Here is a 15,137-nt window from a genome sequence, read left to right as displayed (position 1 = left end):
CGAAAGTAAGACAAGGCTGCTTTATTAACCAAACAAATCCTTCGGACTTTCGGACATCGGATTTCCGGACTAAAACGAAAAACTTCCGGACTTTCCGACATCGGACTTCCGGACTAACATAAAACATATGTCATTAATTACACAAATAGACCAGGACATTAAACTGGCCATGCTTGCCAAGCAGGCAGATCGTTTACAGGGGTTGCGTGCCATCAAATCGGCATTGCTTTTGGCTAAAACCGAAAAAGGTGCTGCCGATGAACTAACCGAGGATGCTGAAATTAAAGTATTGCAAAAGCTGGTAAAACAGCGTAAGGAATCGGCCGATATTTATAAGGAGCAAAACCGCGACGACCTGTACCAGGTGGAAATAGCCGAAATGCTGGTTATTGAAGAATATCTTCCGCAACAAATGAGCAAGTTTGAAATTGAAGGCTACCTTGAAGAGCTTATTGGCAGGATAGGCGCTACATCCGTAAAAGATATGGGCCGCGTAATGGGTATGGCCAGTAAAGAGCTTGCGGGCAAGGCTGACGGTAAAACAATATCAGAGGTGGTTAAACAGTTATTGGGTTAAGCTTTTACCATTTAATTAGTACAGCGCTTTTTGCGTAATGTTGTGTTAATGTTAATCTTATTTAATAAAAGCTTAACATTACTACATTGGTAAATAATTACTATACTTGCTAAATGTCGTTCGTAATAAACTAATTTTACAGCGGAATAACAGGAATTTGTACTGAAAGCGATTTTGGTATAAGATAAGTTTGAAAAATTAATTTTTAATATTTTATATGGAGTTCGTGCTTAAAGAGGAACACGGTTTTAGTTACATCGATGAGGGCGAAGGAGAGGTGCTGTTACTGCTGCATGGTTTAATGGGGGCACTGAGCAATTGGGATGGTGTTATTAATGAGTTTAAATCAAAATACAGGGTTATTATCCCTATGCTGCCTGTTTATGACATGCCGCTGATCAGTACCGGGGTAAAAAGTTTATCGAAATTTGTACATAAGTTTATAAAGTTTAAAAAGCTCAGCAATATTACCTTATTGGGTAACTCGCTTGGCGGGCATGTGGCACTGGTTTATTTAACCACGCATCCCGAAAACATAAAAGCCCTTGTTTTAACCGGTAGCTCAGGCTTATATGAAAATGCTTTCGGCGGCTCTTTCCCGCGCAGGGAGAGTATAGATTTTGTGCGCGAAAAAGTGCAATTTACATTTTACGATCCGGCTATTGCCACCGATGAGTTGGTGCTTGATGTTTTTCAGACCATTAACGACAGGCATAAGGTGATCCGCTTGCTGGCCATGGCAAAATCAGCCATCAGGCATAATATGAAAAAAGATCTGCATAAGATCACTATCCCGGTATCTTTGATATGGGGACGAAATGACAAGATCACCCCGCCCGAGGTAGCTGTTGAATTTCATGAACTGCTGCCCGATTCGGAACTTCATTGGATTGATAAATGCGGACACGCCCCTATGATGGAGCACCCTGAAGAATTTAATACTTTACTTAAACAGTTTTTAGCTAAATTAGAAACCAAAGTAAATGCATAGATGATAGCACTTGACCTGATAGCTGACTCAATACCGCCGGTACACACTTCTGACACCATTCAGAAAGTGCTTGACCGAATGATTGAGTTTCGCCTCAGGCATTTGCCTATTGTAAATGAAGAGCAGTTTTTAGGTTTGCTTGCCGAGGATGACCTGATAGCCGAAAGTGATTATCAAACGTCCATAGGTGCGCTGGCCCTTTCGTTGGTTAATCCCTACGTGCTGGAAGATCAGCATATTTATGATGTTATCCGGCTGTTTTATGAGCAGCAGCTTACCATTGTACCGGTGCTTGACGCTAAAAGCAATTATCTTGGGTTGATATCTATTAACGCCATTACAGAATATTTCGCAAAAATAACTTCAGTATCCCAACCGGGAGGCATTATTGTACTGGAGATCAACAATAAAAATAATTCGCTTGCGCACATGGCGCAGATAGTTGAATCGGACAATGCGCAGATCCTGAGCTCCTATGTTCAGTCCTTTCCCGATTCAACCCGGATGGAAGTTACCCTTAAGGTTAACAAGCAGGATATTTCGGCCATAACTGCCAGCTTTCTTCGGTATGAGTATGATATCAAAGCTACCTTTAATCATACCGATATCAACGATACCACCCGAGATAGGTATGATTCGCTCATGAATTACCTTAATTTGTAGTATTAAGTCATTAGTCCGAAGCCTTGAGTCGGCTGTGCATGACTTTTTCGCACAATTTAAACTACTGACTTAAGGCTCAGAACTTCCGACTTGGGACCTTAAACCAAATTATAAGCCTGCGCAAACATCACTGCATCATAATTATTTTTCAGGTGCAGTTTGTTCTTGATGTTTTTACGGTGCGTTTCGGCCGTAGCCGGGGCAATGAACAGCTTCGCGCTGATCTCTGCCGAACTCATACCCATGGCAATATATTTCAGAATTTCTTTTTCGCGCCGGGTAAGTGTTAAAAATAACAGGTTATTATGGCGTAAAAAAGCGATCTCATTCATAAGCCTGTTTACCTTGGTGGTGATATGATGCACAGGATCAAGCTTGCTGGCTATAGTTAGCATGTATGTAGCATCGCCTGCTTCATTGCGTGCAAAAACCTTGGTATTGCTCACAAACAATTGCCACTCCGGGTTATCAGGTACACGTACCTGCTGAAAGTAGGATACCTGCTCCTGTGTTTTGCTTTTTATCAGGTGCAGAATTTTAGGTACGTACTCGTCGCTGTCTTCAGTGTTAAAATATTTCAGGTGATATGTTTCAGGGCCCATGGCCTGCAGTTCGCCGAGCGTGGTACCCAGTATATCGAGGCCTACACTGTTCATATACACTATCTGCAGCGTTTCAACCTCATGAATTATTAATGCAGAAGGAAGGTCATCAGCTATTGACTGTATATCCGATAGTTTTTGGGTAAAAGTTTTATCCATCAATAAAATAACCGTTGTTTAAATATTGGTAAGGTAGGCCAAAATAGTTAAACTTAATTATTTTACTTTGAAGTTATTTATCTGTTAAAGCAATTAAAATGGCTTTATTAGGAAATATAAGCAAACAATTGTGCACAATTTGCCATTATAAGAAAAATGTATGGGGATGGACGGATTATGGTGTTTACCGTATGGCGGTATTAATTATTTATGCCTTGCTGCATTAATGTACTTTCAAAGTTCGATATTCGCTTTTTTAAAAAATGAAAATAGCAGTTTACGGCAGGCCGTTTAATGAGCCATCTGTTTTACCTTTTATACAGCAGGTTTTTGATAACCTTGCACAGCATGGTGTTGATATTTATGTTCACCAGCAACTCCACGAATATTTGCAGGATAAACTAACCACAGTGCAATATAAAGTGTTGCGCCCGGCCGAAACCTTAAAAGGCTTTATTGATATTTTTATAACGCTTGGAGGCGATGGTACCCTGCTTGATACGGTTACCTTGATTCGCGATTCGGGGATCCCTGTTATTGGTATTAACTTTGGCCGCCTGGGCTTTTTGGCCAGTGTTAATAAAAGTGATATTACGGCAGCCATTCATGCCGTGGTGAACAGGCAGTTTACCTGCGATTGCCGCGAATTGCTTACCGTCGACTCGGACCCTAATGTTTTTGGCAGCAATAATTTTGCTCTTAATGATGTAACCATCCATAAACGCGATGATGCCGCCATGATCATAACCCACGTATTTTTGAACGATGAGTTTTTAAATTCATACTGGGGCGATGGTATTATCATCTCAACATCAACCGGCTCAACAGCTTATTCATTAAGCTGCGGAGGGCCTATTATTTTCCCGCAGTCAAACAGCATAGTGGTAACCCCGGTATCACCTCATAACCTTAACGTGCGGCCTATAGTGATCCCTGATACCAGTAAGCTTTGTTTTGAGGTGGAAAGCCGCAGCGCTAATTATATCATCTCCTGCGATTCGCGGACGGAAGTTTTAGATCAAACAGTTAAGTTTCATGTTCAAAAAGCCAGTTTTCAGTTAAATTTAATTCGCCTTAGTAATGAAAGCTATTTAACTACGTTAAGGAATAAACTGCTTTGGGGCCTTGATGCCCGTAATTACTAAATTTGATTGATGCCTAAATTTTTACTTTTTGCCATATTCTTGTTTTTTACTTATCAGCTGCAGGCCCAAACCTGGGAAATAGGCGGATCGATAGGCGGTGCGGGGTACATAGGTGATCTTAACCCCAATAACCCTGTTAAAATAAGCGGCGTTTCGGCGGGTATCTTTGGTAAAAGAAATTTTAATGGCTATTTTTCAGCTAAACTGAATATTGGTGTTGGTAATATATCGGCTTATGATAACAGGTCCGGCTACAAGCAGTTTCGTGATCGTAACCTTAACTTTAAAGATCAATTGCGGGAGGTAAGTCTTATCGGCGAGTTTAACTTTATGAACTATATCCCCGATGCCGGACGAAACAAATACACACCTTATATATTTACAGGTATTGGCGTTGCATCTTACGCGCCGCGTGCACAGGATTTTGACGGTCGTGAGATTAGCTTAAGGCAGCTAAAAACCGAAGGCCAGGCTAAGCCTTATGGCAATAACACCGTCGTAATCCCGTATGGTTTAGGTATCAAGTATAATTTATCCGGTAAGTTTACAATTATGGCCGATATGGGTTACCGCTATGCATTTACAGATTACCTGGATGATGTAAGCGGTGTATATGCCGATAAAAGCAAAATGACCACGACCGGCGCTTTACTCTCTGATCGTTCGGGCGAAAAAACCGGCAATTATATTGGTACCGTTGGTTCTCAGCGCGGCGACTTTAAATCGCATGATACCTACTTCTTCCTTAACTTTACAATCTCATTTACTTTTGTAACAGCAAACTGCTACTTCTAATTACATTAGGCCTGTAACAAGTGTTGTGGATTTATTGCGTCTCTTTAGATAATAATTCAATATTTAATTCGTTTTAAATTTAAAATACAATATTTAATTCTGTGTGTATATTGTATTTTGAAATTTAGTATTGTAATTGATTATTAACCTAAAATCTTTAAAGTCATGGCCGAATTAAACTCATCTCCCCAAAATGGCGGCGGAAAGCACAAACGCAAAAAAATAAACGCCCGCGTTGATCTTACTGCAATGGTCGATCTGGCATTCCTGCTTATTACCTTTTTTATCATGACCACCACGCTGGCTAAACCAAAAGCTATGGATTTGGCTATGCCAGATGACGGTGGCGACGGAATGCCGGTTCCGGCAAGCCGAACACTGACTGTTGTTTTGGGCAAAAATAATAAGGCCATGTATTTTCTGGGCGAGCTTAAAAATCCGATCATTGCACCTTCGGTAACCGATTTTTCAGCCAATGGCATTCGCAGGGCCATCATCGAAACCAATAAAAAAGTACACGACGGCTCGGGCAAAAGCATGATAGTATTGGTAAAACCAAGCGATAAATCACAATACAGCAATTTGGTGAGTACGCTTGATGAGCTGGCTATTACCGGCATTCAGCAATACGCTATAGTTGATATTATGCCCGCCGATGTTGACGCGCTTAAACAAAAAGGAATATAAAAGTGTAACGCAATTGTAAGCAAATTTACAGGCGGTTTTTTGAGGCCGGCAGCTTTCATTATCAGGCAGATAATGGCTGCCGGCTTTTTTATTTTTTGAGCTTTAAACCAAAAATTATGAAAAATCATGGTTTTGATGGCTGTTTAGGCAGTTTTAATATATTATTCGCAATAACATTTTCTTTTAACGCGGGATACTAAAAAAATACAAAGTAAGTTTTACCTTTGTACCCTGAAAAATCCGTCAATTTGCGTGACAAAAATGGCAGATGCAGGTAATTAATAATTGATTAGTCTAACAACCGAATATCGCAGACCATAGTATTGATGAAAAATTTTACACAGGTGTGTTTGTACAGGGTGGCTTTTGATAAAGAGTAATATGGATTATTTGGATCAGATTGATTTGTCGAGACTACCACAGCACGTAGCTATTATTATGGATGGCAACGGGCGTTGGGCAAAAGGGAAAGGCAAATTAAGAATATTTGGCCATCACAACGGTGTAACATCTGTTAGGGATGTTGTTGAGGGGGCCGATAAATTAGGTATTAAATATATTACCTTATATACATTTTCGTCCGAAAACTGGAACCGCCCCAAGCTGGAGGTTATGGCTATTATGGAGTTAATGGTAACCACTATTCATAAAGAGGTTCCCGGCTTTATGAAGAACAACATCAGGCTAAATGCCATCGGCGATCTGGACACATTGCCCGAAAAATGCCTTCGCGAACTTAATAACGCTATTGAAACAACAGCCGGTAATACCGGTGTTGTGCTTACGCTTGCTTTAAGCTATAGCTCGCGCCGCGAAATTGTACGGGCCGCAAAAAATATAGCCATAAAGGTAAAAAACGGCGAGTTGAATGCGGAAGATATTAATGAAGAGGTTTTTGAACAAAACCTTTTTACAGGCGATATGCCAAACCCCGAACTGCTGATCAGAACCAGCGGTGAATACCGTATAAGTAATTATTTATTATGGCAGATTGCTTACGCCGAGTTGTATTTTACAACCAAATTATGGCCCGATTTCAGGAAAGAAGACCTGTATGAAGCAGTGATCGATTTCCAGAAACGCGAGCGCCGTTTTGGCTTAACAAGTGAGCAGGTGAACTAAATTTTTACTTTTAACAAATTTTAACAACTGTATAAATTATTTTTAGCCCACTAAAATATTCGAATGTATAAATTTCTTTTTGCTATTCTTTTCTCGGTTTTGGCTACTACGGCTTTCGCCCAGATATCCAATGGGCCGAGGCCTACGCTTACAAAATCGATACCGGCTGATAGTTTAAGTTATCTTAATCCTAAAGATTATATTATTGGTGGCATTTCTGTTAGTGGCGCAAAATATCTTGATAAAGACATCCTGATCCAGTTATCCAAATTAACCAAAGGCGATCGTATCAACCTGCCTGGCGAGCGTAATGCCGAGGTAATTAAAACCTTATATCAACAGGGCTTATTTGATGATGTTCAGTTAAACATCACCAAAATTAATATGGATACGATTTACCTGGAGATTGCCGTATTGGAGCGTCCGCGTTTATCACGCATGCACTTAACCGGCATCCGCAAAGGCGAAATTGAAGATGTTCAGAAAAAATTGAACGACCGTGTAGGCAAGATCGTAAATGAAAACCTCATCAGCACAACAACTGCTATCATTAAAAAGCATTTTAACGAAAAAGGTTTCTTAAACACTACCGTTACCATTACCCAACGCAAGGATCAGGGGGATGTTAACAGTGTTATATTGGATGTTGCCATTGATAAAAAGACCAAGGTTAAAATTAACGACGTTATTTTTGAAGGCAACAAAGCATTTAAAACAGGTACGTTGCGCGGATTTTTAAGTAAAACCCGTAAACGTAAATGGTATAACCTATTTGGTTCAAAGAAATTTAAACAGGATAAATACGAAGAAGATAAACAAAACCTGGTTGAAAAAATGCAGGCCAGGGGATACCGTGATGCTGAGATCCTGAGCGATTCTGTATGGAAACATGACGATGAAACCGTAAACGTAAAGCTGAAAGTATATGAAGGCCCTAAATATTACTTCGGTAATGTTAAGTTTTCGGGCAATGCCAAATATAATACCGACCTGTTAAACAGGATCCTCCATGTTAAAAAAGGCGATGTGTTTAGCGAAGACGAATTGAACAAACGTTTAAGCGGCCCAACTCCGGGCAATGATGATATTTCGTCGTTATACCTTAATGACGGTTATCTAACCTTTAATGCGGATCCGGTACAAACAAGGGTTTATAATGATACTGTAGACGTTGACGTAAGAATTTATGAGGGCCCTCAGTATACTATTAACCGCGTTATGTTAAAAGGTAACGATGTTACCAACGATAAGGTGGTAATGCGTGAGATCCAGACTAAGCCCGGTCAAAAATTCAACAAAGACTTGCTGATCCGCAGTGCGCGTGAAATTGGCCAGCTGGGCAACTTTGACGAGCAAAAAACCGAACCTAAACCAACCAACATCAATCCGCAGGATGGTACTGTTGATTTGGTTTACAACGTAGTTGAAAAACCTTCAGACCAGATCGAGCTTTCGGGTGGTTTTGGTGGCGGCCAGTTGGTAGGCACCTTGGGTTTAACCTTTAATAACTTCTCTATCCGTAATATCTTCCACCTTAAAGCTTACAAACCGCTACCAAAAGGCGATGGTCAGAAACTGAGCTTAAGGGGGCAATCGAGCGGTCGTACTTATCAAAACTTCTCGTTCACATTTTCCGAGCCGTGGTTAGGCGGTAAAAAGCCAATCTACTTTGCATTGTCGGCTTATACACAGGGAAGCTCAACCGGTCAGTACTATCCAAAATCAAGCCCTTACTATAATAAATTGCGTATTAATGGTATTGGGGTTACCTTAGGTAAACGTTTAAAATGGCCTGATAACTATTTCCAGTTAAACTACTCGCTTAACTTTGACCATTACAGTCTTGATAACTATGGTGGTTACCTGTTTACCAACGGTACATCATATAATATTAAGTTAACCCAGGAGTTAACCCGTAACTCTATTGACGCGCCTATCTTCCCGACACAGGGTTCAAACATTAAGTTTACGGTACAAGCTACGCCGCCATACTCATTGTTTAACAATATAAACTATAAAATAGCTACGCCGGAAGAACGTTACCATTTTGTTGAATATTATAAATTTAAATATGATGCGCAGTGGTTTTCGAAACTGGTAGGTAAGTTTGTATTGATGTCGCAGGTAAGGTTTGGTTTCCTTGGCCAGTACAATCACCAGGTTGGCCCATCACCGTTTGAACGCTTTAAATTAGGTGGCGACGGTATGCAGAGCTACCAGTTTTTACAGGGTAGCGAGATCATCGGTTTACGTGGTTACCAAAACTTCTCAATAGTGCCTGAAGGCTCAAACGAAACTCAAAATAATAATACAGGTAGTGCGATCTACAATAAATACACACTGGAGCTTCGCCACCCGGTTATTGCAAGCCAGTCGGCAACGATTTTCTTGCTGGCCTTTGCCGAAGGCGGTAACGCATGGAACCAGTTTAGCCAGTTTAATCCGTTTAACGTAAGGCGTTCGGTAGGTGTGGGCGCAAGGATATTTTTGCCTATATTTGGCTTACTGGGGTTAGATTATGGTTATGGCTTTGACAAAATACCGGGACAACCGGATGCTAATAAAGGCCAGTTCCATTTTACAATTTCTCAGAGTTTATCCGGCGGATTTAATTAATTTGCGTACCGAATATATGAAGAAGATAATTTTAGTGGCCTTTTTAACGTTAACTGCTTTTGCAGGCGCTTATGCGCAACGTTTTGCTTATGTTGATTCGGAGTATATATTAAAGCACATGCCCGAATATGCCTCATCACAAAAGCAATTAGCTGCATTATCTGATCAGTGGCAGAAGGAAGTTGATGGCCGTTTTCAGGAAATTGACCGTCTGTACAAAGCCTACCAGGCCGACCAGGTGTTGATGACCCCTGATATGAAAAAACGTCGTGAGGCTGAAATTGTAGAAAAAGAAAAGGCGGCGAAAGATTTTCAACGCCAGAAGTTTGGTCCGGATGGCGAGCTTTCACAAAGAAGCACAGCGCTGATTAAACCAATTCAGGATAGGGTGTCTAAAGCTGTACAAGCAATTGCCGAAGGCGATAACCTGGATATGATTTTTGATAAAAACAGCGAGGTTATTATGTTATATGCTAACCCGCGGTATGATAAAAGCGCGGATGTTATAACCAGATTAGGACTAAAACCCGGGGTATTTGCTAAATAATTTGAATTAAAATAAATCGAACTATTATTTAAACACAGAAAAAGGAAAATGAAAAAACTATTTAAAGTTGCCTTAGTTGCAGTAGGTTTGTTATTTGCGGGCAGCTTTGCAAATGCTCAGACTAAGATCGGCCACATCAACTTCAATCAGCTGATTGATATGATGCCCGAAACTAAAACTGTAACTGCTTCGATACAGGCTTATCAAAAAACATTTATTGATCAGCTTACTACAATGAATAATGAGTACCAGACAAAAGGCCAGGACTACCAGTCAAAAAGGGCAAGCATGACCGATGCTGTACGTACTGCTAAAGAAAACGAGCTTACCGATATTCAAAAACGTATGAATGATTACCAAAACAATGCCCAGCAACAGGTTGATGCTAAAAGGCAGGAATTAGGTAAACCGCTTATTGATAAAGCTACCCAGGCAGTACAGGCTGTAGCTAAAGAAAAAGGCTATGCTTACGTATTAGATTCATCACAGATCACCTTATTGGTATCTCCTGATGCTGATGACCTGATGGCAGCTGTGAAATTAAAATTAGGTTTGAAATAAGAAATACAAAAGACATAAAAAAAGCGCCCTGATTAAACGGGACGCTTTTTTTATGTTTGCCATTTAAATTACACATTGTTATTTTAGCCGGGTAAGGGTAGCTGTCAAATGTTCCTGTTCATTGTAAGCTCTCCCCAGGTTAGTTCATGAGTAATTTGCTGATACACGTTACAAAAACAAACAGATAATTATTATCCATTATTAAACACAGGACACAAAACAAAATGAAAAAACTATTTAAAGTCGCCTTAGTTGCAGCAGGTATGTTGTTCGTGGGTAGTTTTGCTAAAGCGCAAACAAAAATAGGCTATGTTAATTTTAGCCAGGTTATTGACCAGATGCCTGAAACTAAAACTGTTTCTACAACATTACAGGCCTATCAAAAAACATTCATTGATCAGTTAACCACTATGAACAATGAGTTACAAACCAAGGGTGCCGATTTGGAAAAAAACGGTTCAACTTTGACAGATGCTGCCCGTTCAGCAAAAACTTCTGAACTGCAGGATATTCAGAAACGCATGAACGATTACCAAAACAATGCTCAGCAACAAGTTGATGCTAAAAAACAAGAATTGGGCAAACCAATTATTGATAAAGTATCGGCTGCTGTACAAGCTGTAGCCAAAGAAAAAGGTTACGCTTATGTACTGGATTCATCACAGGTTAGCATGATCGTATCTCCTGCAGGCGACGACCTGATGGCTGCCGTGAAATTGAAATTGGGTTTAAAATAAAATCACCTTTAAGTAAATTATACAAAAGCGCCCCGTAATTACGGGGCGCTTTTTTTATGTTTGTATATGTCAAATCAACCAATTGGTATTTTTGATTCGGGTTATGGCGGGCTAACAGTGTTCCGTTCTATCATTGAACAACTGCCCGGCTATGATTATATTTATATGGGCGATAATGCCCGTGCTCCCTATGGTAACCGCTCATTCAGTACCATACACCAGTATACCTGGGAATGTGTGCAGTGGATGTTTGACCAGGGATGCCCCTTAGTGATCCTGGCGTGTAATACGGCATCGGCCAAGGCATTACGTACCATTCAGCAGCAGGACCTTAAACAGATAGATGATCCGTCGAAAAGGGTATTGGGCGTTATCCGCCCTACGGCCGAGGTTATTGGCGATTATACTAAAACCAAAGAGATTGGGGTGCTTGGTACAAAGGGCACCGTACAATCTGGCTCATACCTGCTGGAGATCCAGAATTTTTTCCCCGACATAAAAGTTTACCAGCAGGCCTGTCCGCTTTGGGTGCCGTTAATTGAAAACGGGGAATACGATAAACCCGGTGCGGATTTTTTTGTGCAGCTGTACCTGGACCAAATCATGGCACAATCGCCCAACATCGATACCATTTTGTTGGCTTGCACACATTATCCTATTATCCAGGACAAAATAAAAGCACATTTGCCCGAACGCATTAATGTTATAGGGCAGGGCGATATCGTGGCTAAAAGCCTTGTTAGTTATTTAAACCGCCACCCCGAAATTGAGCAAAAACTTAGTCGGAACGGCGAAAATAAGTTTTATACCACTACTGATGATACTGCCGATTTTGACCATCATGCTTCGCTGTTCTTCTCGGCCCCGGTAAAATCAACGTTTATATCGGCAAATGATTTGGTGAAGTGTTGATTCCCACACGTCATTGCGAGGTACGAAGCAATCGCGAACTTTACAGAGGCTCTACATATCGGCTCTCTATTTTGGGGATTGCTTCGTACCTCGCAATGACGTCGCGACGAAACCCTGCATGTTACGTAGAAGGCACAAGTCAGCCACGCTAATCCCATCACACTAGACTTGCGCTAAAAAACGAAATTAAACCATCCACCTAATCAACCCAATCAACCATTCACCTGATAAACCCTATCAACTTAATATATAATTTAATCATTCTAAATAACTCAACATTTAGTAAGTTTGCACCCTTAAGCAAATATTCCTGTTGAACTATTATTTTACATATTTTATTGCAGCAATTGGGTTGTTCAGTTTTTCGGCCTTTTTCGCTTTATTCGGTGTATATGCCGAGCGTAAAATATCAGCGTTTATACAAGACCGGCTCGGTCCAACGGAAACAGGAAAATATGGTTCACTGCAAACGCTGGCCGATATTTTAAAAATGCTTCAGAAAGAGCTGATCGTCCCGGCCGCTGCCGATAAATGGTTGTTTATGCTGGCCCCGGCCGTAATATTCATAGCCGTATACCTCGGTTTCGCCGCGCTACCCTGGGCCCCCGGGCTTATCCCTTCAAAGACTAATATCGGCCTGTATTATATCTTTGCCATTATTTCCATCGAAACATTGGGCATCCTGATGGCAGGCTGGGGATCAAATAACAAATACTCTATCCTGGGCGCTATGCGCTCGGCAGCACAGATCATTTCGTATGAGATCCCTGCCGGTTTTGCCATTATAGCTGTTGTGATGATAGCACAAACGCTGGATTTGCAGGTGATTTCGGCCCAGCAGGGGATCCTGGCGACGGAAAAAGTTAAATTCGCTGGTTTTTGGGACGTATCTCAAATAGGCGGTTTTTTTAGCTGGAACATATTCCGTGCACCTCATTTACTCATCGCATTTGTGATCTATTTTATAGCTTCATTGGCTGAAAGTAACCGTGCGCCTTTTGATATTCCGGAGGCGGAGTCTGAATTGGTAGCCGGTTTCCATACCGAGTTTACAGGGATTCGCTTCGCGCTGGTATTTTTGGCCGAATATTCGATGATGTTCCTGGTATCCATGATAGCAGTAATATTGTTTTTAGGTGCCTGGAATACGCCGCTGCCCAACATAGGCGGCGTTAAATTGGCAACATGGACTACCAATGTGCCTTGGGGGATATTATGGGTAGTATTAAAAACATTAGGCCTGGTGGGTGTTCAAATGTGGATCAGGTGGACATTACCCCGCTTGCGGGTTGACCAGCTCATGAACCTTTGCTGGAAAGTATTGACCCCGGTGGCTTTCGCTTGTATGCTGATATCGGGTGTATGGAGGTTGTGGCTGATGTGATTTTTAATTTCGGATGTCGGATGTTCGATTTCGGATTTAAAAGAATTAAGTTTTATAATTAATTGAATAATAAGAAACAAGGATTAGCAGTAGTAAAGGAAATATCCTGAGCATCCTAAAATCCTAAAAATCATGGTTCAGAAAGTAATAAAAGCGTTTACAACGGCGTGGAAAGGTTTAAGCCTTACCATCCGGCATCTCTTTGCGGGTAACGGCAAAAGGGAGATTGTAACCGTGAGCGATAGTAATTACTTTAAGCAACTGGAGCATGGCACAAATACCATCCAATATCCTAAGCAGCAACTGCCGGTACCTGAAGTGGGCCGCTACCAGTTGGATGTGGAAATGGATGACTGTATCGTATGTGATCTGTGCGCCAAGGTTTGCCCCGTTAATTGTATCGATATTGAATCGATCAAGGCTACGGAAGCTATCGGCCAAACATCCGACGGCACTACCAAACGTTTGTATGCAGCCAAGTTTGATATTGATATGGCCAAGTGTATGTATTGTGGGTTGTGTACTATTGTGTGCCCAACTGAATGCATTACCATGACCAACCAGTACGATAAAACAGTTTTTCAGCTAAGCGATCTGGTTTACCAGTTTTCGGATATGACGCCCGAAGATGCCGCCGAAAAGCGTGCCCTTTTTGACAAACAACAGGCCGAAAAACAGGCTTCCAAATTAGCCGCCATGAAACAAAAGGAGGGTGGGGCATGACCTTGATGCGGGTGTTGTTTTATCTGATGAGTTTTATCGCGGTTGGCTCGGCGCTATATGCTGCTTTAAGTAAAAACCTGGTCAGGAGTATTTTTATATTTTTTGTGACCTTGTTTGCATTAGCTGGTTTGTATGTATTGGCCCTTGCAGATTTTGTGGCGGTAACCCAAGTGGTGATCTATGTAGGGGGCATCCTGGTGCTCATCCTTTTTGCATTTATGCTTTCTGGTCGTGAAACGCTAAATGTGATAGAGCAACACAAAGGAAAATTCATTAACATGGCTAAAGTACCGGCGGTTATACTGGCTGCGCTGTTTTTAGCGGTGATTGTAAACATTATCCTTAAAGCCGATGCTGATAACCTGCCATGGGTAAAACAGGCCATCGCACAAAAAAATGAGACAACGCCAATCTCTTCAACTATAGATAATATAGGCGTTAACCTCATGACCACCTACCTGCTGCCTTTTGAAGCCATTTCTGTTTTATTGCTGATGGCTTTGGTAGGTGCGGCGCATTTATCACGTAAGGAGGGCAGGGCATGATCACGTCAACCGATTTTTTACTCGTAGGCGCGTTATTGTTTTGCACAGGCATGTACATGATTGTATCCAAACGTAACTCCATCCAGGTGTTGATTGGTATTGAGCTGATGCTGAATGCCGCCATTTTAAACCTGGTAGCTTTTGGTAAATATGATAAGCTGAATAACGGCGGACAGGTGTTCGCCTTGTTTGCAATTGTGCTGGCCGCGGCAACAACAGCGGTTGCGCTGGCCATCGTCCTGAATGTTTACCGGCGATATAAAACCATTGACCCGGATGAGATTAAAAATTTGAGGGATTAAAAAAACGTAGAGACGCATAATTGCGTCTCCCGCAAGACAAGCGGATATGTACATTCGGAGACGCAATTA

17 protein-coding genes are annotated in these 15,137 nt (G+C 41.3%); 16 read left to right on the top strand and 1 reads right to left on the bottom strand.

The window, feature by feature from the left end:
- Positions 1-127: 127 nt before the first annotated feature.
- From ABID99_RS20155 to ABID99_RS20145, 3 genes are all read left to right on the top strand, one after another.
- Entirely contained in the window at positions 128-577 is a 450-nt protein-coding gene (locus ABID99_RS20155; RefSeq protein WP_091172583.1) for a GatB/YqeY domain-containing protein, read from the top strand.
- Between the two features lie 217 nt (positions 578-794).
- On the top strand, positions 795-1,568 hold the full coding sequence (locus ABID99_RS20150; protein ID WP_091172581.1) for an alpha/beta fold hydrolase: 774 nt from the start codon (positions 795-797) through the stop codon (positions 1,566-1,568).
- Entirely contained in the window at positions 1,569-2,231 is a 663-nt protein-coding gene (locus ABID99_RS20145; RefSeq protein WP_373614933.1) for a CBS domain-containing protein, read from the top strand.
- A gap of 98 nt (positions 2,232-2,329) precedes the next feature.
- Here ABID99_RS20145 and ABID99_RS20140 read toward each other — a convergent pair whose 3' ends face one another.
- On the bottom strand, positions 2,330-2,992 hold the full coding sequence (locus tag ABID99_RS20140; protein WP_373614932.1) for a response regulator transcription factor: 663 nt from the start codon (positions 2,990-2,992) through the stop codon (positions 2,330-2,332).
- Between the two features lie 263 nt (positions 2,993-3,255).
- Between ABID99_RS20140 and ABID99_RS20135 the strand changes: the two genes are divergently transcribed.
- The 13 genes from ABID99_RS20135 (at position 3,256) to nuoK (ending at position 15,068) form a co-directional block, all read left to right on the top strand.
- Complete coding sequence (locus ABID99_RS20135; protein WP_354486567.1) at positions 3,256-4,137, top strand: NAD kinase; 882 nt, start codon at positions 3,256-3,258, stop codon at positions 4,135-4,137.
- Between the two features lie 9 nt (positions 4,138-4,146).
- The gene (locus tag ABID99_RS20130) at positions 4,147-4,932 is read left to right on the top strand and encodes a DUF6089 family protein (RefSeq protein WP_373614930.1); all 786 of its coding nucleotides are present in this window, start codon (positions 4,147-4,149) and stop codon (positions 4,930-4,932) included.
- 165 nt (positions 4,933-5,097) lie between these two features.
- Positions 5,098-5,619, top strand: coding sequence for a biopolymer transporter ExbD (locus tag ABID99_RS20125; protein WP_090531923.1), 522 nt, complete (start codon positions 5,098-5,100; stop codon positions 5,617-5,619).
- Positions 5,620-6,000: 381 nt separating this feature from the next.
- Positions 6,001-6,741 carry an isoprenyl transferase gene (locus ABID99_RS20120; protein ID WP_090531922.1) on the top strand — a complete coding sequence of 247 codons (741 nt, stop codon included), beginning with the start codon at positions 6,001-6,003 and terminating at the stop codon, positions 6,739-6,741.
- 63 nt (positions 6,742-6,804) lie between these two features.
- Positions 6,805-9,357, top strand: coding sequence for an outer membrane protein assembly factor BamA (gene bamA, locus ABID99_RS20115; protein ID WP_373614929.1), 2,553 nt, complete (start codon positions 6,805-6,807; stop codon positions 9,355-9,357).
- 16 nt (positions 9,358-9,373) lie between these two features.
- Positions 9,374-9,904, top strand: coding sequence for an OmpH family outer membrane protein (locus tag ABID99_RS20110; protein ID WP_121232083.1), 531 nt, complete (start codon positions 9,374-9,376; stop codon positions 9,902-9,904).
- Between the two features lie 48 nt (positions 9,905-9,952).
- A complete protein-coding gene (locus ABID99_RS20105) occupies positions 9,953-10,465 on the top strand; it encodes an OmpH family outer membrane protein (protein ID WP_090531918.1) in 513 nt (170 codons plus the stop codon).
- 224 nt (positions 10,466-10,689) lie between these two features.
- Positions 10,690-11,202, top strand: a complete 513-nt coding sequence (locus ABID99_RS20100; RefSeq protein ID WP_176622575.1) for an OmpH family outer membrane protein — start codon at positions 10,690-10,692, stop codon at positions 11,200-11,202.
- Positions 11,203-11,268: 66 nt separating this feature from the next.
- Positions 11,269-12,114 (top strand): glutamate racemase, encoded by an 846-nt coding sequence (murI, locus tag ABID99_RS20095; RefSeq protein ID WP_090531914.1) that lies wholly within the window; start codon positions 11,269-11,271, stop codon positions 12,112-12,114.
- Positions 12,115-12,427: 313 nt separating this feature from the next.
- Positions 12,428-13,498: an NADH-quinone oxidoreductase subunit NuoH gene (nuoH, locus tag ABID99_RS20090; RefSeq protein ID WP_373614928.1), complete on the top strand. Its 1,071-nt coding sequence runs from the start codon at positions 12,428-12,430 to the stop codon at positions 13,496-13,498.
- Positions 13,499-13,630: 132 nt separating this feature from the next.
- On the top strand, positions 13,631-14,221 hold the full coding sequence (locus ABID99_RS20085) for a 4Fe-4S binding protein (protein WP_373614927.1): 591 nt from the start codon (positions 13,631-13,633) through the stop codon (positions 14,219-14,221).
- 26 nt (positions 14,222-14,247) lie between these two features.
- Complete coding sequence (locus tag ABID99_RS20080; protein ID WP_373614926.1) at positions 14,248-14,766, top strand: NADH-quinone oxidoreductase subunit J; 519 nt, start codon at positions 14,248-14,250, stop codon at positions 14,764-14,766.
- Positions 14,763-15,068 carry an NADH-quinone oxidoreductase subunit NuoK gene (gene nuoK, locus ABID99_RS20075; RefSeq protein ID WP_373614925.1) on the top strand — a complete coding sequence of 102 codons (306 nt, stop codon included), beginning with the start codon at positions 14,763-14,765 and terminating at the stop codon, positions 15,066-15,068. Before ABID99_RS20080 ends, nuoK begins: the two co-directional genes overlap by 4 nt.
- Positions 15,069-15,137: the final 69 nt, after the last annotated feature.

It is taken from the genome of Mucilaginibacter sp. OAE612, assembly GCF_041806395.1.
Lineage (GTDB): Bacteria > Bacteroidota > Bacteroidia > Sphingobacteriales > Sphingobacteriaceae > Mucilaginibacter > Mucilaginibacter rubeus.
Note: the sequence above shows the minus strand (reverse complement) of the source record. Positions and strands in the feature narration are given on the sequence as shown.